General features: G+C 38.9%; 21 protein-coding genes and 2 pseudogenes. 16 read left to right on the forward strand and 7 right to left on the reverse strand.

What is annotated here, in order from left to right; genetic code table 11:
* The first annotated feature begins 149 nt into the window (after window positions 1–149).
* Genes HBN42_RS07915 through HBN42_RS07930 form a run of 4 tightly spaced genes read left to right on the forward strand, consistent with a single transcriptional unit; the run spans window position 150 to window position 3,690 of the window.
* The gene (locus HBN42_RS07915) at window positions 150–1,238 is read left to right on the forward strand and encodes an ABC transporter permease (protein WP_165994517.1); all 1,089 of its coding nucleotides are present in this window, start codon (window positions 150–152) and stop codon (window positions 1,236–1,238) included.
* A gap of 1 nt (window position 1,239) precedes the next feature.
* Complete coding sequence (locus tag HBN42_RS07920) at window positions 1,240–1,917, forward strand: ABC transporter ATP-binding protein (RefSeq protein WP_165994518.1); 678 nt, start codon at window positions 1,240–1,242, stop codon at window positions 1,915–1,917.
* Between the two features lie 44 nt (window positions 1,918–1,961).
* The gene (locus tag HBN42_RS07925; RefSeq protein ID WP_165994519.1) at window positions 1,962–2,651 is read left to right on the forward strand and encodes a response regulator transcription factor; all 690 of its coding nucleotides are present in this window, start codon (window positions 1,962–1,964) and stop codon (window positions 2,649–2,651) included.
* Window positions 2,638–3,690 carry a HAMP domain-containing sensor histidine kinase gene (locus HBN42_RS07930; protein WP_165994520.1) on the forward strand — a complete coding sequence of 351 codons (1,053 nt, stop codon included), beginning with the start codon at window positions 2,638–2,640 and terminating at the stop codon, window positions 3,688–3,690. The genes HBN42_RS07925 and HBN42_RS07930 overlap by 14 nt, the downstream gene beginning before the upstream one ends.
* Before the next feature lie 77 nt (window positions 3,691–3,767).
* Here HBN42_RS07930 and HBN42_RS07935 read toward each other — a convergent pair whose 3' ends face one another.
* Entirely contained in the window at window positions 3,768–4,277 is a 510-nt protein-coding gene (locus HBN42_RS07935; protein WP_165994521.1) for a phosphatidylglycerophosphatase A family protein, read from the reverse strand.
* A gap of 255 nt (window positions 4,278–4,532) precedes the next feature.
* Here HBN42_RS07935 and HBN42_RS07940 point away from each other — a divergent pair, with 255 nt between their 5' ends.
* Window positions 4,533–4,871, forward strand: a complete 339-nt coding sequence (locus HBN42_RS07940) for a helix-turn-helix domain-containing protein (RefSeq protein ID WP_165994522.1) — start codon at window positions 4,533–4,535, stop codon at window positions 4,869–4,871.
* Window positions 4,872–5,038: 167 nt separating this feature from the next.
* Here HBN42_RS07940 and HBN42_RS07945 read toward each other — a convergent pair whose 3' ends face one another.
* Window positions 5,039–5,773 (reverse strand): CPBP family intramembrane glutamic endopeptidase, encoded by a 735-nt coding sequence (locus HBN42_RS07945; protein ID WP_165994523.1) that lies wholly within the window; start codon window positions 5,771–5,773, stop codon window positions 5,039–5,041.
* 293 nt (window positions 5,774–6,066) lie between these two features.
* On the opposite strand from HBN42_RS07945, the gene HBN42_RS07950 reads away from it, so the two are divergent.
* The 4 genes and pseudogenes from HBN42_RS07950 (at window position 6,067) to HBN42_RS07965 (ending at window position 9,372) form a co-directional block, all read left to right on the forward strand.
* Window positions 6,067–6,225: a hypothetical protein gene (locus HBN42_RS07950; protein WP_165994524.1), complete on the forward strand. Its 159-nt coding sequence runs from the start codon at window positions 6,067–6,069 to the stop codon at window positions 6,223–6,225.
* Window positions 6,226–6,567: 342 nt separating this feature from the next.
* Window positions 6,568–7,461: pseudogene (locus HBN42_RS07955) on the forward strand (SSURE domain-containing protein); the annotation flags it as partial.
* Window positions 7,462–7,642: 181 nt separating this feature from the next.
* Entirely contained in the window at window positions 7,643–8,335 is a 693-nt protein-coding gene (locus HBN42_RS07960) for a response regulator transcription factor (RefSeq protein WP_165994526.1), read from the forward strand.
* Window positions 8,332–9,372: a sensor histidine kinase gene (locus tag HBN42_RS07965; protein WP_165994527.1), complete on the forward strand. Its 1,041-nt coding sequence runs from the start codon at window positions 8,332–8,334 to the stop codon at window positions 9,370–9,372. Before HBN42_RS07960 ends, HBN42_RS07965 begins: the two co-directional genes overlap by 4 nt.
* Window positions 9,373–9,412: 40 nt before the next feature.
* Here the strand turns inward: HBN42_RS07965 and HBN42_RS07970 are convergent, their stop codons facing one another.
* From HBN42_RS07970 to HBN42_RS07985, 4 genes are read right to left on the reverse strand one after another with little or no spacing between them, the layout of a single operon-like run.
* Window positions 9,413–10,174, reverse strand: a complete 762-nt coding sequence (locus HBN42_RS07970) for an ABC transporter permease subunit (RefSeq protein ID WP_165994528.1) — start codon at window positions 10,172–10,174, stop codon at window positions 9,413–9,415.
* Complete coding sequence (locus HBN42_RS07975) at window positions 10,171–11,064, reverse strand: ABC transporter ATP-binding protein (protein WP_165994529.1); 894 nt, start codon at window positions 11,062–11,064, stop codon at window positions 10,171–10,173. Before HBN42_RS07975 ends, HBN42_RS07970 begins: the two co-directional genes overlap by 4 nt.
* Window positions 11,061–11,267: a PLDc N-terminal domain-containing protein gene (locus HBN42_RS07980; protein ID WP_165994530.1), complete on the reverse strand. Its 207-nt coding sequence runs from the start codon at window positions 11,265–11,267 to the stop codon at window positions 11,061–11,063. Before HBN42_RS07980 ends, HBN42_RS07975 begins: the two co-directional genes overlap by 4 nt.
* The gene (locus HBN42_RS07985) at window positions 11,245–12,357 is read right to left on the reverse strand and encodes a helix-turn-helix domain-containing protein (protein ID WP_165994531.1); all 1,113 of its coding nucleotides are present in this window, start codon (window positions 12,355–12,357) and stop codon (window positions 11,245–11,247) included. The genes HBN42_RS07980 and HBN42_RS07985 overlap by 23 nt, the downstream gene beginning before the upstream one ends.
* Before the next feature lie 231 nt (window positions 12,358–12,588).
* Here HBN42_RS07985 and HBN42_RS07990 point away from each other — a divergent pair, with 231 nt between their 5' ends.
* From HBN42_RS07990 to HBN42_RS08010, 6 genes and pseudogenes are all read left to right on the forward strand, one after another.
* A complete protein-coding gene (locus HBN42_RS07990; protein WP_165994532.1) occupies window positions 12,589–13,077 on the forward strand; it encodes a prolyl-tRNA synthetase associated domain-containing protein in 489 nt (162 codons plus the stop codon).
* Between the two features lie 130 nt (window positions 13,078–13,207).
* Complete coding sequence (locus HBN42_RS07995; RefSeq protein WP_165994533.1) at window positions 13,208–14,080, forward strand: ABC transporter ATP-binding protein; 873 nt, start codon at window positions 13,208–13,210, stop codon at window positions 14,078–14,080.
* The gene (locus tag HBN42_RS08000) at window positions 14,077–14,811 is read left to right on the forward strand and encodes an ABC transporter permease (protein ID WP_165994534.1); all 735 of its coding nucleotides are present in this window, start codon (window positions 14,077–14,079) and stop codon (window positions 14,809–14,811) included. The genes HBN42_RS07995 and HBN42_RS08000 overlap by 4 nt, the downstream gene beginning before the upstream one ends.
* A 213-nt stretch (window positions 14,812–15,024) precedes the next feature.
* On the forward strand, window positions 15,025–15,495 hold the full coding sequence (locus HBN42_RS10140; protein ID WP_235925353.1) for a histidine kinase: 471 nt from the start codon (window positions 15,025–15,027) through the stop codon (window positions 15,493–15,495).
* Entirely contained in the window at window positions 15,434–15,907 is a 474-nt protein-coding gene (locus tag HBN42_RS10145) for a sensor histidine kinase (protein ID WP_235934681.1), read from the forward strand. The genes HBN42_RS10140 and HBN42_RS10145 overlap by 62 nt, the downstream gene beginning before the upstream one ends.
* A gap of 26 nt (window positions 15,908–15,933) precedes the next feature.
* Window positions 15,934–16,500, forward strand: a pseudogene (locus HBN42_RS08010) (response regulator transcription factor).
* Between the two features lie 634 nt (window positions 16,501–17,134).
* On the opposite strand, the gene HBN42_RS08015 reads toward HBN42_RS08010, so the two are convergent.
* Entirely contained in the window at window positions 17,135–18,574 is a 1,440-nt protein-coding gene (locus tag HBN42_RS08015) for an FAD/NAD(P)-binding protein (RefSeq protein WP_165994535.1), read from the reverse strand.
* Between the two features lie 184 nt (window positions 18,575–18,758).
* On the opposite strand from HBN42_RS08015, the gene HBN42_RS08020 reads away from it, so the two are divergent.
* Window positions 18,759–19,343: a DNA-3-methyladenine glycosylase gene (locus HBN42_RS08020; protein WP_165994536.1), complete on the forward strand. Its 585-nt coding sequence runs from the start codon at window positions 18,759–18,761 to the stop codon at window positions 19,341–19,343.
* Window positions 19,344–19,513: the final 170 nt, after the last annotated feature.

The following is a 19,513-nucleotide window of genomic DNA, read 5'->3' on the forward strand; positions in this document are numbered from 1 at the left end:
CTTTCTTTCTTTTTTGATGCTTTTCTTAAGTGGTGGGGACGGCAGCACCTAAGGAGAGTATTAAAAAAAGAAAAAAACAAGATTTATTTGGTCATATTCAGGTCATATTTCTGTTTTATACTAGGGCAGAATTGAAAGGAGATATTCTTATGAAAGTAGCTTGGAGCGAACTAAAATACCAACCTAAAAAGTTTTTATTAATAGAATTATTAATTGTTTTGATGATCTTTATGGTTATCTTTTTAACAGGTTTAACCAATGGACTAGGCAGGGCAGTCTCTGCACAGATTGAAAACTATGGAGATGTTTCTTATATCCTATCAGATGATTCAGAAGGGGTTCTGAACTTTTCCAATTTGAAAGAAAAAGATGTGACTGCCCTTAAGGACATGCATTTAGAAAATGCCGCAGGCTTTGCCATTCAAAGATCAGGAATTCAACTGCCAGGTAAATCCGATACCAAGGACATGACCTATTTTGCTATTGAGGAGCATAAGCTCTTAAAACCAAAATTAAGCAGTGGCAAGGCTTTGTCTAAGTCAGCTAAGGACATTATCTTGGATAGTTCCTTTAAGGATATGGGGGTCAAGCTTGGTGATCAGATTACAGATAAGGCTTCCAAGGAAAAATTAACTGTAGTTGCCTTTACTTCCAATGCTCAGTATGGCCACAGTCCAGTAGGCTTTATTAGTCAAGAGACCTACAGCAAGATGCGTCGGGTAAATACTCCCAACTACAAATGGACACCTCAGGCTATGATGACCAAGGATCAGATCAAGCAAGGGGACTTAAAGGCTGATGTCAAGCTTTATGGTCAAAAAGAAATCATAGAAAAGATTCCTGGCTATATGGCAGAGCATACCACCTTAACAATGATTACTTGGGTCTTATTGGTAGCTTCTTCAGCTATTTTAGGGGTCTTCTTTTATATCTTGACCCTTCAGAAATTAAAACAATTTGGCGTACTCAAAGCCATTGGGATGTCTATGGGACAAATCAGTAGGATTCAACTCTCACAAATTTCCTTATTGGCCATCTTTGGGGTCATGACAGGACTTATCCTAGCCAGCGTACTTGCTAGATTCTTACCGGCAGCTATGCCATTTTACCTGCGAGCTGAGAATGTCCTTACGGTTTCCTTAAGTTTTGTCGTCATTTCAATTATCTGCGGAGCTCTGTCTCTTCTTAAAATAAGAAAAGTGGATCCAGTAGAGGTTATTGGTGGAAATGGAGAATAAGATGTCATTATTAGAATTAAAACAAATCACAAAAAGCTTTAAAGACGGTGAAGGCCGCCGTACAATTTTGGATCAGATGGACTTAGAAGTAGCCGAAAATGAATTTGTGGCTATCTTGGGTCCTTCTGGTTCTGGCAAGTCAACGCTTTTGTCTATAGCAGGGCTCTTGTTGTCGGCAGATGGTGGGCAAATTAAAATTGCCAATCAGGATCTTTCTCATCTTAAACAAAAAGAATGGACCAAAAGGCGTCAGGAACTCCTAGGCTTTATCTTTCAAGATCACCAGCTCTTATCTTATATGACCATTAAAGAACAACTGGATATGGTGGCTAAGATGAAGGGAATCAGTGATAAGAAAGAAAGGACCGAGGACATTCAACGGCTCTTAAAAGAATTGGATATTAGTGATTGTCAAAATAAGTACCCTAGTAAGATGTCCGGTGGGCAAAAACAAAGAGCGGCCATTGCGCGTGCCTTTATTGGCGATCCTCAGCTTATCCTAGCAGATGAACCAACAGCCAGCTTAGATCCTGAAAGAGGCAAAGACATTGCCAGATTGATCAGACAAGAAGTTAAAAGTAAGAAAAAAGCGGCTCTCATGGTCACCCATGATCGGAACATCTTAGAATTTGTTGATAGGGTTTATGTCTTGAAAGAGGGGCGTCTTCTTAGGCAATAATAGCAGAGCTGTTCTGTGTTATAATGGTAGCAAAAGGAGTTCTTATGTTTACACTATTGGTAGCTGAAGATGATAAATCTCTCAATAAAGTGATTTCAACCAAGTTGAAGCAGGAACATTTTAGTGTTTATTCTGTTTATAATGGACAAGAAGCTCTGGATCTTATGGATAAACAGCATATTGACCTGGTGATCAGTGACATCATGATGCCTCAGATGGATGGCTATGAATTCTTAGATTCTCTGCGAGGAGCAGGCTATACTTTGCCTGTTTTGATGATTACGGCTAAATCGCAGTTAGAATCCTTAGAATCAGCCTTTAAGCTGGGTGTTGATGATTATCTGGTAAAACCTCTAAGACTTCCAGAGTTGGTTCTGCGGGTCAAGGCTCTCTTAAGAAGGGCTCAATTAGAGGCTGAACAGGTGCTTACCTTTGCTCATACCAGCCTAGATTACAAGCAACTGACGGTCACTGACTTGGATAGCCAGCAAATTATGCAGGTGCCGCCAAAAGAATTCTATTTACTCTATAAATTGCTGAATAAGCCTGAAAAGATCTTTACTCGTCTGGATCTACTGGATGATATCTGGGGAATGGAAGATGATAAGGACGAACGTTTGGTAGATGCCTGCGTGAAGAGGATAAGACACAAGTTTAAAGACAACAAAGACTTTGAACTCCTCACCATTAGAGGCTTAGGTTATAAGGGAAGGCTGAAAAATGAAAAAAGATAAGAACTTACAGTTTTCACTTCGCTCTTACTTTGTCCTTCTTTTTGTGTTTATCTTGGCTATCACCTGTTTTCTCGGTCTTTGTTTGGTGGCTCTTCTAAAATTGGTCTTTGCTTTATCAGGTGGCCTTGGCTTTTGGATTGGTATCTACACACTAGTCATTATGCTGATTGGAAGTCTTATCATGTGGCAGGGTTCTCTTCATCTGACAAAGCCCATTAGACAGCTTAATGAAGCTGTTAAGCAAGTCTCTAAAGGTCATTTTTCTGTAAAGATAGTCAGGAAAAGTTATCCTAAAGATAAGGCGCCCTACCATAATGAAATTGATGAGCTCTCACAAAATTTCAATAAGATGGCTGATGATTTAAAGCAGGTAGCCGAATTGAGACGGGACTTTATTTCCAATGTGTCGCATGAATTAAAGACCCCTGTGGCCTCTTTAGTGGGGTTGAGTGATCTTTTGGCTTCTGGTCAATTGGAGGAAAGAGATAGGAATGAACTCTTAGAGATTATGCAGTCTGAAACATTGAGACTAAGCCGACTCTGTGATGATATTTTGAATCTTTCTCGCCTTGACAAGGGAAATAAGGTCAAAAAAGAAGAACTTCGTCTGGATGAGCAGTTGCGGCATGCCCTGATCCTCTTGACGGAAAAATGGAAAGAAAAAGACATAGCCATTGACTTTCAAAGTTATCCTATAAGGATAGTTACTGATCCAGATTTAAGCATGCAGATTTGGATCAATCTGATTGACAATGCCATCAAGTATTCAGCTCAAAAGGTTGACTTAAAGATTAGCATTGAAAAAGAAAACGAGGGTGTCTGGGTTAGCATCGAAGATCAGGGATATGGTATTGCCCAGGAAGATCAAGACCGTGTTTTTGAACAATTTTATCAGAGTGATCAGTCCCATGCTCAAGAAGGAAATGGTCTTGGCTTGGCCATTGTTAAAAGAATAGTTGAGCTCTTAGATGGTGAGATTACCTTCGTCAGTCAATTGGGCAAGGGGACTTGTTTTCAGGTTTATCTTCCCTTAAAATAAAAAAGGCTAGGAAAGACCAGTCTGACAGCTTAGACATAAAGTCTAAGTGGTAGAGGTCAATTCCTATAGCCTTTTTCTTAATTTTTGTTGGTAATGGCACTTTTATCAGGGTCATTATGGGCAATGCGACTAGCCGCAGCTGCAGCAATGGCACTAACAATGTCATCTAAGAAGGTGTGGCAGCTATTGCCATCCTTGCGATTGAGCTCTGCTATGATACCAGGTTTAGCCTTATCTAGATAGCCATAATTAGTAAAACCTATAGAACCATACAAATTAACTATAGATAAAGCTAAAATTTCATCAATGCCGTAGAGACCTTCATCTTTTTTTAGAATATCTAGTAGTGGCTGGGAGAGCTGGTCTTTTTCAGCTAGTTTATCTAGTTCGATTCCGGTGATAATGGCGTTTTGAACTTCACGTTTTTTCAAAACAGCTGAGACATTGTCAAGGCATTCTTCATAGCTAAGATTGGGAATGTAGTGATTCTGTAGGGATAAGACTAGGTCTGCAATATCTTCTAAACTAACCCCACGTTCGCCTAAGAGTTGGTAGGAAACTTCTGCTAATCTGTAATTTTTCGTCATCTCAAACCTCCTTGTTAAGGCTATTATAACACATGAAATCAATGAACTCTTCTTATAGCCTCTATCTACAGCCAGATATAGTATTTTTTAGAATATTAAAAGAAAAATAAACTAAAAAAAAATAGAATTAAAAAAACACTATGTTATAATAATAATCGTTACACTTTAAAAAGTTGGAAAATAGCAAAAATGACATTAAAAATCTAAAAAAACATGTCATATCTGTGTAGAATGTCACTATGAGGTTAGTATGCTATGAAGAATAAAATTTTACAAAAATATATATCAAAAAGAATACGACTTTTAAGGCTGGAGAAAGGAATGACTCAAGAACAACTTGAGGAAAAAGCTGATCTGGGAACTAATTACGTTTACAAATTAGAAAGCCAATCCACCAATATAAAAGTAAAGACTTTAGAAAAAGTGATGAAAGCACTTGATGTAGACTTTGAAGAATTTTTTGACACTAGTTTGGTTGAGAAAAACTCAGAACTGGCTGATCTCATTGTGCAAATCAAAGCACTTTCTTCAGGTCAACAAGACAGGGTTATTAAGGCTCTATCAACTTTAATTGGAGAGATGAAAAGAAAATAAGCAGTACCCCTACGTAAAGCCATACCCTCTATGGCTTTTTTTGAATAAAAAAAGAGACCTAAATCTATTGCTCATAAGGGATGGATCGCTCCATTGCCCTTAGTGCTTCAATAGATTTAGGTTTTTAGGGGGAAAGGTGTATATCAAGTCTTAAATAGTGGCCTTCTTTACTGAACAAAAGTAATGATGGCAAAGAGCAGATAGTTATAAAGGATATGAGCATAGATGCCACCTCTTAGACTGTCTGTTTTGAACCAAAGATAGGTAAAGGGAAGCCTTCCAAGCCCAATCACAATCAGACTTTGATAAAGATTCCATTGATAGGCTGAAAAATGGAGGGAACCAAAGATGATCGCACTGAAAATAGCTGCCGCTCTAATAGCTAATTGATATGAAAAACACTTGGAAAGATAGTTGTAGATGACAAGTGTAATAGTAGCCGTTAAAAATTCTTTCCCAACTAAGGGAATCCAGTCTGTACAGAAACGGTAAATCAGACAATAGACATTAGCTGTTTTGAATTCAGCCACTGCACTATCACTAGAATAAGATAGGCAGAAGTTATCGCCTATGAGCATGAGAATAATAGATAAGAAAAAGGTAACAAGTACCCCAACAATAACAGTCCACCAGCCATATTTTGGCATGGCTTTTACCAAGGAAGAGCTCTTCTTTTGATAGAGGACATAAAAGCCCAAGCCAGCTAAAAGGGTAAAGCTAAGGTTTCTTAAGAAATAAAAGAAAAATGGAAAAATTCCGCCTTTATCAGCAAGTAAGAGTGGTAAGAGACTCTGCATACTGCTATAGCTTACTTCTATAACAAGGTAGGCCAAACTGGTGAGTATGATAGAGAGGATAATAGAAATGGTTTGTGGGTTGTTGTTTTTAATAAAGCTTCTCAAGTTATAACCTTTCCTAAATGATGTTGACATTTTTTTAATCTTATCTATTAAAAGTAACATAAATGACGTAACTTGTAAACTTTTGTTTACTAGAATTGTCGAAAAAATGTGACTGTTTCAAGGCTGAAAAAAGCTAGACAAGCTATTGTGACTGGCTTTTAGCTACCTGACATTTTTTTCTTAAAATTTCTGCTGTAGGATTGATTTTAGAGGGCTAGATTTCTGTTTTTAGGACTCAGATCTTCTGATCTGGAAAAAGAAGCCCATAGTAATTTATGAGGGAATTTCATCATATGAACATAAAGGAGCAACTTTTATCTGATCTTCTTATTCCCCAAAAGACCTATCTGGTTTTTGATTTAGATGGGACAGTTGTTTTTGATGGGAAAAGGATATTACCTGAGATTGAAAAGGAGCTTAAAAGGATAGAGAAGATCTATCCTACAGAGTGAAGACAAGAACTTTGTCTTCACTCTGAGCATCACTTTTGTGATGCTCTTTCTTTTAACCTTTTTCTTTCTAAGCTCTTCATTTAAGTAATTCCTAAGTCCTATTTAAGAATTACTTAATAAATAGCGTAGATTTGTTTAAGATCTGCTTGCTATACTGTAACCATCAAATAGAAAAGAGGTACGGTTATGAAAAAACATTCAAAGATATCAGGTCTTATCCTAGCTAGTGGAGCAGTTTTACTCTTGAATCTGCCAGCTGCAGTTTCAGCTGAGCAAAACATGTCTAAAAATCATATGGGCAAACAAGAGTCTAAAATCATGATGACCACTATGGAAAAGGGTTCTAAGTCAGATATGGCAGTTAAAGACTCTGTTATGATGATGAAGGATACTGTTAATGTTCCGGGTATGTATCTGAAAAATGCTCAAGCACCTGGCCCATTTACAGCAGGTGTCAACCAGGTCATTCCTTATGACATGTTCGGTGGTGACGGTATGTTAACCCGACTTCTTTTGAAATCTTCAAAAGGAGCTCCGTGGTCAGATAATGGAATGGCTAAAAACAAGGCCCTCTTACCTTTCATGGATCTAGAAAAAGATATGTACTTTTATCAGGTCAAGCTTGATGGTGACCTTGGCAACTTACAAGACAAGGCTCTTCTTGACAAGTTACAAATGAATGGCAAGATGACCTACAAAGCCATGGTTGAAGTTTATGGCAAAAAAGATGGCATGGCAGATATGAACAATAAAATAGCCAGCAAAAAAGTAACTATCAAACTCAACCATCCAACCACTGATAAAGAGGTTAAAGAAGGTTTGATGACAAAACTCCTTGATAAGGTTGAAGTACCAGCAAAATATCTTAAAAAAGCAGACTTTCCTGGCCCATTCACAGCCGGAGTTAACCAGGTCATTCCCTTAGAAAACTTTGGTGGTGATGGCATGCTAACCCGCCTCCTCTTGAAATCATCTAAGGGAGCTCCATGGTCTGATAATGGTAAGGCCAAAAACAAGGCTCTCTTACCAGTCAAAGACTTAGAAGATGGACGTTATTTCTATCAGGTTCGCCTTGATGGCAAGCTTGGAAAACTAGAAGACAAAGCGCTGCTTAAGAAACTAAAAATGTCTAAAATGAAGACCTATAAAGCCATGGTTAAGGTTTATGGCTCTAAAAATGGCAAAGCTGATATGTCTCACATGGTTGGTGAAAAAATGGTCAGCTTTATGATTAAGTAAGACCAGAGCCAGGCTTTAAAGAGCATCTATCAAACAAAAGAAGCTCAAAACAGTTAGAATGCACAAGGAAATGAGATGTTTTTGGTTCTGAAATTCGGGGCCGGCATATGGTACTTTGTGAGTGATAGTGTTATACTTTATGGGAGTATAGCACTATTTTTTACGATGAGGTTATCAGATGAAAGATAAGATTTTATTGGTTGATGATGAGTTAGAGATCATTGACATTAACAAGCGTTATTTAGAACAGGCCGGCTATGAGGTGACTATTGCTGCTGACGGGATTGAGGCCTTGGCTTTGGCTAAGGAAACTTCTTTTGCTATGATTATTACAGATATTATGATGCCTCATATGGATGGCTATGACTTTATTTCTGAGCTTTTGATCTTAAAACCAGAACAACCTTTTCTTTTTATTACAGCTAAGGTGTCTGAACCAGATAAAATTTTTTCCTTGAGTTTGGGAGCTGATGATTATATTTCAAAACCCTTTAGTCCCCGTGAATTGGTTTTAAGAGTAAAAAATATCTTGAGACGGATCCAAGGTAATGGGCAGAGCAGTGATGCCTTAGAGATTGGGGATCTAGTCATTAACCATATGACTCGAGAGGTTAGGCTAAATGGCCATCTGCTTGATGTGACCAACAAGGCCTTCGACCTTCTTTGGATATTGGCCAGTCATAAGAATCGTGTCTTTTCTAAGTCAGAGCTCTATGAGAAAATCTGGGGAGACACTTACCTTGAAGATGGCAACACCTTAAATGTGCATATTCATGGCCTTCGAAATGTTATGACAGAATATAGTACCAAAGATTCCCCACAAATTAAAACAGTTTGGGGACTGGGCTATAAGTTGGAGGAAAAGGAATGAAACTAAAGTATTATATTATTATTGGTTACCTTGTTTCCATACTTATAACCGTAGCAGGTGTTTTTCTTGCTGTTAGTAGGATGTTGATTAATAGTAAGGAAGTTGGCTTTATTTTAATCATTACAACTGTAGCAGCGACCGTAGGTGGTCTGGTGAGTTTGCTTTTGTTGACCAATGTCTTTTCATCTTTGAAAAAGCTTAAGCAGAAGATGCAAAAAATAGCCGTCAGACAATTTGACACTCAGTCACATATCAAGACACCTCTTGAGTTTAAAGCCTTGGAAAACAGTTTTAATCACATGTCCAGTGAATTGCAAGATACCTTTAAATCACTTGCAGAAAGTGAAAAGGAAAAGACGATGATGATTGCTCAGCTCAGTCATGATATTAAAACGCCGCTGACCTCCATTCAAGCAACTGTGGAAGGGCTTATTGATGGTCTTATCCCAGAGGTTGAAGTCAAGCATTATCTAAAAACCATTGAAAGACAGACCAGTCGGCTTAATAATTTAGTTGAAGAATTGAATTTTTTAACACTGAATTCAGTGACAGAGACGAGCCATTCTCAGAAAGAAGAAACTATTTATTTGGACAAGCTCTTTATTGAAATCTTGTCAGAATTTCAGTTGATGATTGAAAAGGAGAAACGTCCTATCCATATTGATGTTAGTCCTGAAGCTTCTAAGATTAAGGCTGACTACAATAAGCTTTCTCGGATTATCTTAAACCTGGTCAGCAATGCCTTTAAATATTCACAAGAAGGTACAGCTCTAGACATTAAGAGTTATTACCAGGATGATTATTTACATATTGATATCATTGATCATGGGCAGGGTATTAAGGAAGAGGAACTTGAGGCTATCTTCAAAAGACTATACCGTGTTGAAAGGTCCCGCAATATGAGCACTGGCGGCTACGGACTAGGACTTTACATTGCTAAACAATTGGCTCACCAAATGGGAGGCGATATTAAGGTTCAAAGCCACTATGGCAAGGGTAGTCAATTTACACTTTTATTGAAAAAAGAAAGCCTGTGATGAGCTCTTGATGAGCCTGGTCACAGGTCTTTTTTCTTTTTTAAAGTTCAATCCTAGCAAATCTGATGATGGAGAGGCTTAAATTGAAAATAATTAAAACTAAAGTGATGACAAGCAAGATCTGGTATCTTTGAGGGGAATAGTCTCCTTGAAGGACTGCTGCTTGTTTTTGAATGATAAGAAGGGGGTTCCACTCCCTAAAAGCCTTCAAAAAAGACAGAAGGAAAAAGAGCACAATAGTAGCCAGCATGCCTAGGAGTACCCCACTATTTTTCTTCAAAAGGGTTGAAAATAAGAAGATCAGACTGAGAAGGAGAAGACCGAAGAGCCAAGTGCCCAAGTAGACAGTCAACTTGTTTGAGCCCTGATTATTAAAATAATACAAGGTATAGGCATAATGCACTGCTGATCCAAGGCTATAGCTGAGTGTCCAAATCCCTGCAATAATTGAAAATTTAGCCAGAATCACAGTAGATCTGGGCAGCCCCTTTGTGAGCAGGTTTATCAGTGTCCCCTGTGCTAATTCCTGGGTCAGGCTGTTACTAAATAAGAAGACCAGAATGATAAAGCCAAGTTGATTGATATTTTTGAAATACTGTATGTAGGAGTCTATATAGCTAGGTTGAGGAAGGGACTGACTTAGCCCCTTAGGTAAGAGGCCAGCCATAATCTGTGGCATTATCAGAGCAGTGAAGGGGCCTAAGATGCCAAAGATAATGCCGCAAATAAGCATGGCTAAGGTTTTGTGCCTTCTTAGGTTTTCTATCCATTCTTTTTCTAAGATAAGTTTTAGGTATGTCATGAGTTAACCTCTAAGTAAATGTCTTCTAGGGATTGGTCTAGGACTTCAATAGCTCTTGGGTAAATCTTGCAGCTATTAAGGCGTTGATAGAAGTCCTTTAAAGACTTTTCTTCTGTCTGTGTTTCCTTTATAGGCAAGTGAAGAATGACCCTATTGTCTTCTTTTTCAAGTTTGAAATGCTCTTTTAAGAGCAGGTAGTCTGATTCTTGGGCTTTTAGAGAAATTCTTAGTGACTGCTTTCTTGGCAGGCTGTCTTTGAGGTCATCTATATTTTGGATGGTCTTTTTTCTTAAGACTAAAATGTCATCGCAGATCTTCTCCACATCTGATAAGACATGGGTTGAGAAAATCACTGTTTTTTTACCACGAAGGTTTGAGATGATCTCTAGGATATCCTGTCTTCCCTTGGGATCAAGGGCACTGGTGGGTTCATCACAGATGAGGATCTTAGGGTCATGGATCAGAGCTTGGGCGAGGCCCAGTCGTTGTTTCATGCCCCTGGAAAAGCTGGAAATCAACTGTTTGCTGTCCTTAAGACCTACCTTTTCCAGTAGCTCCTGGACATTTTGGCTCTGCTGATTAAACTTAGCACAGAGCTGCAGATATTCCTTAGCTGTCATGTAGTCATAGAATTCTGGAACATCTGGTAGGTAGCCGATGTGTCTATTAGTGGGGGTTTTTCCAAAGGTGACCTCTTCTTCAAAGATCTGGATGTTGCCAGAGTCTATTTTAAGCAGCCCCAGCAGCATTTTGAGTGTTGTCGTTTTACCTGCGCCATTTGGGCCAATAAAGCCGTAGATCTTATTTTCTTCTAGTGAGAGGGAAAGATTTTCTAGGATCTTTTTGTCGGCGAAGGATTTGCTGAGCTGATGAAATCTGATAGCAGTCATTGTTTTTTTCCTTCAATAGTGATAAAGGCTATGGGTCCAACAATATTGACCAAGAGGATGATAAGGACCCAAGCGGCTTTATTTAGATAGGTGGTTCTTGTCATTTTTTTTAGTTTAAGAAGGGCAATGACAATGAGGCTGATCTGTAAGATGATCAGTGGTAGGACAAAGGGTAGGTAGTCATGAGCTATGCTTAGATTCATTTTTTATCTCCATTTTTAAATCTTCTAGGTGGGTCAGGTAAGCTTGAAATGTTTTTTCTGTCTGTAGGTCTGATAAAGGGGGTGCTTGGAACATCTCTTCTATGCGAGTTATGAGAAGCTCCTTATTGATAGGAGGAAGGATCCCTATTGGTAAGGAGTTCAGCCAATCATCTATGGCGTAGAAAAAGGAGTCTCCGTGCAGTTGGAATTGACTGAGCAGATTGTCTAGGCACTTGAGTAGCTGGTCCAAATAGTAGTAGGTCTTTTCCTTATGGCTATTGAGATAGTAGAGGGCTAGCCCATAATAATATTTGATCAGGGTATTGGGGTGGAGTTGTTCTAAGTCAAAGGTCTCTATGAGGGCTTGGGCTCGACTAATCAGTTCAAGCTTTTTCTTTTGATCTTCTTCATAGCTGATTAACTGTGTAAAGTATTCCATCAATAGCAGCACTTGTTGGTAAATTTCTACCTGTAGGACTTGCTTGGACTTGCTGATATTGCCCTTTAAAGCGTAGCTATTTGCCAAAAATAATTCTTCTCCCAGTTTATAGGGACGGTTTTCATAGATTTCAATGATCTGGTCGTATTTTTGATCTTGAAAGAGGATGATAACCTTTAGCATGATGGCTGCTTGGAGTTCGCTTTCAGCCGAGGCATGACTGATGATGCGATTAAGAAGGTCAAGTCCCAGCTGACTGCTTTGTTTTCTGAGTGTTTCATCTTCAAAGAAAGCATTGAGCATAAACTGAACCAAGATCAACAGGGTCTGATAGTCATTGATATAGTTTTTACAAAGCTTTTCCACCTGAGCAAATGTTTCTTTGGGGGTCAAGCCTTCTTTATTAGTTTCTAAGTCACGGTAGAGGCCTTTTCTTTCTTGTGCAGAAAGGCATTTCTTGTAGCCGACTAGCTCTTCCAGGCTAATGTCAAATAACTTGGCCATCAAAATTAGATAATTAATATCAGGCAGAGCTTGATTGTTTTCCCACTTGGAAATGGTGGCCTTGGTTAGGTTGAGGTAGGCACTTAATTGTTCCTGGGTCAAATGGATTCTTGTTCGGTTTAAAAGGATATTCTGTCCTATGTTCATCTGCTTTGTCCTCCTATGTCCTTATTATAGAATATCTCAATAGGAAATTAAAGTTCTTATTAGGAAACACTTGCTGTCCTTAGTTTCTAAAATGGAAACGGCAGAATCCTAGATCTGCTTTTCAAGGGAGCTATGAAGAGTCAAGTATGCCTTGATAAGACCTTTGGCATTCTATATAATAGTTGGTAAGATGGGATTCCTAGCAGAATAAGAGCTAAAAGGAGTGTTTTTATGGACTTGTATCATCTAGTTGAAGAAAAATTGAATGAGCTGCAGATTACTTTTGAGATTGTTGAACATGAACCAGCTCTGACAACTGAGCAGGCGGATTCCTTTATTGAGGGAATTGAGGGTGTTCGGACTAAGACCATGTTTTTGACTAATAAAAAGAAGACACAGTTCTACCTCCTGATCATGGACGACCAAAAAAGGTTAGATATGGAGGCCTTTAAGGAAAGTGTCGGGGCTAATAAGATTAGAATGGCTTCTGCACAGAGTTTGTATGACAAGATGCTTCTACTACCTGGTGTTGTGTCTCCCTTTGGTCTTTTGAATAATAAGGATCATGATATTGCTCTTTATATTGATAAGGCCATCATGTCTGAAAAACGCATGAGTTTTCATCCCAACACTAATGAGAAGAGCCTATTTATAGATACCAAGGATTTGCTTGCCTTTATTGAGTCCTTGGACTACCAGGTTCACCTTATTGACTTGTAAAGATTTACTTTTTTAAGCTTTTATGACTTTTGTCATCTGCTTTAGTGACATTTTGTACTAGTGGGCCTTGCTCAAAAGAAGTAAACTTGATCTAAGATCAAAGTGATTAGCTTTGTCAGAAAGGAAAGATATGATAGAAGTTCAAGGCTTAACAAAAATCATCAAGGGTAAGGAAATCCTCAAGGACATCACTGTCAGCATCCAAAAAGGAGAATGTTTGGCACTGATTGGCCCAAATGGAGCAGGTAAGTCTACCCTTATCTCCTGTCTTTTGGGGGATAAAAAAGTGACCAGAGGACAGATTCTGATCCAGGGGCATCATCCAAAGGAGAAAAAGATAAAAAGTAGCCTTGCCCTTTTACAACAGGATAATACTATTCCAAGTAATCTTAAGGTCACAGAATTAATAGCTTTCTTTAAAGCCATCGCTGATAATCCCCTTTCTGATCAGAAGATAGATGATCTTTTGCGCTTTACGGATCAGCAAAAAAATCAACTGGCAGAGAAATTATCTGGTGGGCAAAGACGGCTCTTGTCCTTTGTCCTTGTTTTGATTGGCCAAGCGGAGCTCTTATTGCTAGATGAGCCGACTGCTGGTATGGATACGTCCACACGAAAACGGTTTTGGGAGATTATTGACCATCTTAAAGAGGAAGGCAAAACCATCCTTTACACCAGCCATTATATTGAAGAAGTGGAACACACTGCTGATCGCATTTTGATTTTACATGAGGGGCAGTTATTGCGTGATACAACGCCTTTTGCCTTAGGTAGTGAAGAAAAGGAAATAACCCTGTCAATCAGCTATAAGATGGCTCTTAAGGACTGTCCTTCTGTTTTTAATGTGAATTACAAAAAAGATAGTCTGAAATTTAGAACCAAGGATATTGAGGCTGTTTGGGATCATTTAAGCCGTCAGGGTTTAACCATAGCTGATATTCAAATTCAAAATAAATCCCTACTAGATACGCTATTTGATCAAACAGAAGGAGAAAGAAAATGAGAGCTTTGATGAAAGTTGAATGGATAAAGCTTTGGCGTGAGTGGCCAGTCTTTATCTTAGCTATTGGAATGCCTCTTGGTTTTTTCCTCTTCTACTCAGGAATGGATATGTATGAAGATCCTCAGGCTCAAAAAGCCTTTGTCCAATCTTATATGTTAACCATGACGGCCTTTTCCATGTCAAGTTTTGGCTTCTTTTCCTTTCCTGCCATGCTTTTTGAAGATCAAAAGAATCACTGGCTGATCTATTTGGAACATGCTAATATTAGGATCTTTCATTACTACCTGTCGAAGATCTTTCGTGTCTTTATTAATTTTGCCTGTTCTATCTTAGTTACCTTTTTAGTGGCTGCTTATTTTAGGGGTGTTGATCTATCTATGGAAAGGTGGATTGGCTCAGCCCTCCTTCTTCTTGTAACAGGAGTGGTCTTTCTGGCCTTTGGCTTGTTAATAGCACAGATTCCTTCGCCACAAATGATGTCTATTGTAGGGAACATTGCCTTTCTTCTTTTGGCTATCATCGGTGGCTCTTGGATGCCGGTTTCTACTTTTCCTGCTTGGATGCAAAGGATTTCCAAACTGACCCCTACCTACCATGTCAATCAGGTCATAACAGAATTTGCTGGGAAAGGGGACATTAAGTGGCAGTCCTTGTTTATTGTGGCTGGCTATGCCATAATGGTAATGATTATAGCCTTGTGGATTCAAGAAAGGAAAGACGTTTCTTCATAATCAAAAACTGGCAATGGCAGCACCCTTTATTTTATAGCCCTATGATCTTTTTGGCCTTTCCCATATTGGGTGTTATTTCCTTTGCTTATCCTGTTTGGACTCTTCTTTTAACGGCTTTCTTTACTTACCTATTCTTATCTCTTTTGGGTTCATGAAAAGATTTCAAAATGGAGCAATTTCTTTTGGCTGTATATGCTATTTTATATTGTTTACATGTCGCTATTTGTTAATGGTGGCATGATTTGGTTCTTTTTCTACATGAACTCTATTTTGGTTTATGGTTTTAAGGATGACTTTAAGTCCTTTCGTTTTGTCTCTTATGTCTTGGGCTTTCTTTTCATTATTCTCTTTGTTTTTATTAGGACTTATTCTGTAGATATGCAGATTATGGCAGTTGTTGGAGCCATTATGAATGTTTCCATGATTGTTTTTTCAAGTTTTGATAGACAAAAAGCGGAAGCAGAAGAGGCTCTCTATGAAAAAAATAAATCTATCAACCTTTTATTAGCAGAGAATGAACGCAATCGCATTGCTCAAGATCTGCATGATACACTGGGACATGTTTTTGTTATGTTTACTGTTAAGGCTGACCTCATTCAGGCCCTTTTAGATAGGAAGGATATTGAACAAGCTCAAAAAGAAGTTGGTGATTTACAGGACATTTCTAAAAAATGCCATGCATGATGTGCGGCAAATGGTCACAACTCTTAAGGATCACAGGATTGACCACGAGCTCTTGGTTATTACTAACATGTTAGATGCCGCTGGTGTTAACTTTGAGGTCAAGGGAGAAAACTTGGCTAATCAATTGACAGCGGATCTGCAAAATAGAATGAGTATGATTCTCAGGGAACTGAGTAACAATCTGCTCAAACATAGCCAGGCTAAAAATTGTCAGCTCGTCTTTAAGGTAGATGGAGGGCAGTTTCAACTGACCTACCAGGATGATGGTAGGGGTTTTTCAGGGCTATCCGAGCAGGAATTGCATAGCATTAAAGAGCGTCTAGTCCCTATTCAAGCTAGCTTGACGATTAGTTCTTTACACCAACCTACACAAATTGACATTACCATACCTTTAAAGGAAAGTAAGAAATGAAATTATTAGTAGCAGATGATTAATCCATGCTCCGAGATGCTTTATGCCAGCTTTTAGCCTATCAAGAAGAAGTTCAAATCGTTTTTCAAGCTGAGAATGGACAAAGGGCTCTTGATATCTTAGCCAAAGAAGCTATTGATGTTGCCATTTTGGATGTCGAAATGCCAGAGAAATCAGGGCTTGATGTTTTGGAGTGGATAAGGGAACATCAAGAGGTCAAAGTCATTATTGTGACAACCTTCAAGCGTCATGGTTATTTTCAGCGTGCTCTAGAGGCCAATGTTAATGGTTATGTTTTGAAGGATCGGTCTATTTCGGAATTGATGGCCACCATCCACACGGTTCTTGCTGGGAAAAAGGAATATTCTCCTGAGCTGATTGAAGAAGTAAGCACTTGGCAGAATCCCCTCACTCCTCGTGAGTAGGAGATGATGAAACTAGTGGCCATGGGAGCCTCCAATCAGGAAATTGCCCAAAAGCTGTTTTTGTCCAATGGAACAATCAGAAATTATATGACCTCTATTCTTACCAAGCTGGGAGCCTGTAACCGAACAGAGGCTGTCCGCATTGCTAGGGAAAAGGCTTGGTTTTAGGATTTACTAGACTTTTAATTGACTATATATGATAAAAAATGAAAAAACGTGCACTTCCTAGGGGATTTGCTCGTTTTTTAGTAGAAATGTCCAATTTTTGCCAAATTTTTTTAAAAGTTATCACGATTTTCGAATTAACTCTATAGAAAGCTATAATGGATTGACAGCTTCTTTGTTCTGGCTAGATGCAGGTGATAAAATAAAAAACAATGGATGGGTTGAATGGTGGTGATATAAATGTTAGAGCTTTGGCTAGTTCTTATCTTATTAGTTGTGTTTTTCGCAGCCGCTATCGGCTTTTGGGCTAACACCTATATAATAGATATTGTAAAGGCTGTTGAAGTAAGCCGAAAGAATAACTTTACAAGAATGCAATGGTTTCTTATATGGACGGTATCTATTCTTTTTGTATTAGTCTTATTATTTCTATCTTATAAATTCAAGATAGAAATTTAAAAGAGAAAAGGGATTTTAGCTTGGGCTAGGATCTTTTTTCTTTGCCACCAGTTTTGTTTAAAGTAGAGCTTTTGGGGGAGTTTAGAGGAATTTGAAGATAAAAAAGACAAAGATCAAGTAAGATTCTTTGTCTCAGTTTGAAGGAAAAGTCATTTTTGTATTTCTAGGGTTGTTTCTTTTAATCTTTAACTGCCCGTTCTGCCATTTTTTGTATTGTGATGGTGGAGTTGTTCTGGTAGATAACACCATTAATAAGGGCACCATGGGCATATAAACTAGGAATGAGGCCATGTTTTGGTGAGATGACCTGTGCAGTTTCTGGGAGAATGGTTAGGCCTCCTTGTTCATCAATCTGACAAAGTCGCTGATCAATGATGGACTGAATGAGGGGCTTGGCTTTATGGAGATTGTCTGGGGTTAATTGGTAGCCAGTAGCATTGATGACATAGTGGACTGCTATGTCAGAGCCTTCCTTTGTTTTTAGCAAAAACCCCTGATCCTTTGTGATGATGTCTGTGACAGCTTCTATAGTTGTCAGGCGATCTTCCTTGGCTGCTTCTAAAAGGATTTTGGCTGAGACATCAGGCATGGGATTGCGTAGATTGACAATAGCTCTGCCGTACTTTTTCTGATAAGCTTGACGGTCTGATGTGGTCATGAGGGGCCACAAATCTGTTAACCAATTGGTCACACGAGATGCCAACTGTTGTAAGTGGTAGATCTGTTCTGCTTTTTCAAGCGACAGCTTGATACCCTCAGTGCCAGCTGCAAGGTAGTCATTTGTGGTGGTTTCCCAGTCCGCAAATCCAAGGGCTGACAATTCCCCCAGCAATAGCTCTTCAAAGGTTGACAAGTCAAAGGATTTCCTAGCTTGGGCCAGGTATTTTTCCAAGTTTTCTTCTGTGAAAAATTGCCAGTGAAGGGGAGTACCATCTAAGATTCGAACGGTCGGAAAGTAGTTGGACCGTGAAAAGGCCTTAATAGATGCTTTGGTATGGCTTAATAACCACTTGATGACATCTACAGCAGCTAGGCCGGTACCAATAACAGCAACATTGGCTCTGCTTAAATCTTCCTTAGACAAGTTCTTTATAGGATAGGGGTCAGAGATATAGGCTGCATCCCCCTCTAGCTGATAAGGATCAATTGGAGGCAGATCCCCACAGGCAAGATGAATCTCATCAAAGCTGCTTAAATCCTTTTTCCCTTCAACCTTTACTTGCCATTGTTCTTTGTCTGGCAGGTAGCTTATGGCTTCAACCTGATGCTTAACAATGGTAACGGGAAGCTGAGCCATAAGCTGCTCTGCTTTCTCGGTCATGTATTGTCCATAAAGAGATCTGGCAACGTAGTTAAGACTGGTGTCATAATGGTTTTCTGCCATCCATTCCATAAAATCAGACATGTTCCGATAGTCAAAGGAGATGTCGTCAATGGGTGAATTAATCAAGGCCGAGTCATCATCTTCTTGAAAAGGGATTCCCCGCCCCAGGTGGTCAGGATCATCAAAACAAATGATTTCCATATGGTCTAGCTGATCTTGTTTTTTATGAGCAAGAGCCAACAAAACAGCTAAGCCACTAACACCCATTCCCACAATTCCAATTTTTCTGGTCACAAATCTATCCTCCCTTTAATATCATAGCATAAATTAAAAAGAAAGCCTCCTTTAAGGAGAAGCTTATCAGTAAAAGATGTCAGTTTTTAGAGAAAAGACAGAAGATACTTGCATTTCTTCTGATGAATAGGATATAGTGAATAGCAAGAGTAATAAGATTTTGACCAAGTGAAAGAGGAAATAGATGAAAGAGGCGTTTAAAGAGCTGCTTTTAAGTGATACAGAGGCTACGGCAAAAGCCTTGTTAGGCATGGAACTCTATATGGGTGATTCAAGAATCGGGAGAATAGTAGAGACAGAAGCCTACCTGGGGGCCTTGGATAGTGCTTGTCATAGTGCACAGGGCAGAAGGACTAAAAAAAATGAGTCCATGTATTTGCAAGCAGGGCATTGGTATGTCTATCAAATTCATGGCCATAACATGTTAAATCTAGTGACCCGAGACAAGGATGTTGCAGAAGCTGTTTTAATTCGTGCCCTAGAGACAGACAGCCAAATTCCAAATGCCAATGGTCCAGGGAAATTGACGCGTCTCGCAGAAATCACTAGAATCTTTGATGGACAGTCTATTGATAAGAGCCAGTTGACCCTAAGAGCAGGAGCTCAGCCAAGGGATATCGGTTGTCGTGCTAGAATTGGGGTCACCTGTAGTGATCTTTGGAAGGATGAACCCTTGTGTTTCTATGTTTTAGGCAATAAGCATGTCTCCAAAATCAGAAAAAAAGGTTTACTGCCAGATGAGGAAACCTGGATGAAGTCCTCCTTGTAACTTATGACCAGATCCTAATAGCAATTTTGATTTTAAATGCTTAGCTGAACCTCAATAGAGTTCCTAATACATGACAAAAATATCTACTCTAGGTTTTCTTAGTATCCTGTGAAATCCTTCTTTTTGCAGGCATAGAATGTGCTATAATGTCCTTGTATGATGACAATAAT

Origin of the sequence: Streptococcus catagoni, assembly GCF_011421425.1 — a bacterium.
In the GTDB taxonomy this organism is placed as follows: Bacteria; Bacillota; Bacilli; order Lactobacillales; family Streptococcaceae; genus Streptococcus; species Streptococcus catagoni.

Bases quoted from the DNA above. Each gene is read 5' to 3' on its own strand.
- HBN42_RS07925 (WP_165994519.1), top strand. From the start codon at position 1,962: ATGTTTACACTATTGGTAGCTGAAGATGATAAATCTCTCAATAAAGTG.
- HBN42_RS08020 (WP_165994536.1), top strand. From the start codon at position 18,759: ATGAAAGAGGCGTTTAAAGAGCTGCTTTTAAGTGATACAGAGGCTACG.
- HBN42_RS07990 (WP_165994532.1), top strand. From the start codon at position 12,589: ATGGACTTGTATCATCTAGTTGAAGAAAAATTGAATGAGCTGCAGATT.
- HBN42_RS07975 (WP_165994529.1), bottom strand. From the start codon at position 11,064: ATGACTGCTATCAGATTTCATCAGCTCAGCAAATCCTTCGCCGACAAA.
- HBN42_RS10140 (WP_235925353.1), top strand. From the start codon at position 15,025: ATGTCGCTATTTGTTAATGGTGGCATGATTTGGTTCTTTTTCTACATG.
- HBN42_RS07935 (WP_165994521.1), bottom strand. From the start codon at position 4,277: ATGACGAAAAATTACAGATTAGCAGAAGTTTCCTACCAACTCTTAGGC.
- HBN42_RS07985 (WP_165994531.1), bottom strand. From the start codon at position 12,357: ATGAACATAGGACAGAATATCCTTTTAAACCGAACAAGAATCCATTTG.
- HBN42_RS07930 (WP_165994520.1), top strand. From the start codon at position 2,638: ATGAAAAAAGATAAGAACTTACAGTTTTCACTTCGCTCTTACTTTGTC.
- HBN42_RS07980 (WP_165994530.1), bottom strand. From the start codon at position 11,267: ATGAATCTAAGCATAGCTCATGACTACCTACCCTTTGTCCTACCACTG.
- HBN42_RS08000 (WP_165994534.1), top strand. From the start codon at position 14,077: ATGAGAGCTTTGATGAAAGTTGAATGGATAAAGCTTTGGCGTGAGTGG.
- HBN42_RS07970 (WP_165994528.1), bottom strand. From the start codon at position 10,174: ATGACATACCTAAAACTTATCTTAGAAAAAGAATGGATAGAAAACCTA.
- HBN42_RS07960 (WP_165994526.1), top strand. From the start codon at position 7,643: ATGAAAGATAAGATTTTATTGGTTGATGATGAGTTAGAGATCATTGAC.
- HBN42_RS07940 (WP_165994522.1), top strand. From the start codon at position 4,533: ATGAAGAATAAAATTTTACAAAAATATATATCAAAAAGAATACGACTT.
- HBN42_RS07950 (WP_165994524.1), top strand. From the start codon at position 6,067: ATGAACATAAAGGAGCAACTTTTATCTGATCTTCTTATTCCCCAAAAG.
- HBN42_RS07920 (WP_165994518.1), top strand. From the start codon at position 1,240: ATGTCATTATTAGAATTAAAACAAATCACAAAAAGCTTTAAAGACGGT.
- HBN42_RS07915 (WP_165994517.1), top strand. From the start codon at position 150: ATGAAAGTAGCTTGGAGCGAACTAAAATACCAACCTAAAAAGTTTTTA.
- HBN42_RS07995 (WP_165994533.1), top strand. From the start codon at position 13,208: ATGATAGAAGTTCAAGGCTTAACAAAAATCATCAAGGGTAAGGAAATC.
- HBN42_RS07965 (WP_165994527.1), top strand. From the start codon at position 8,332: ATGAAACTAAAGTATTATATTATTATTGGTTACCTTGTTTCCATACTT.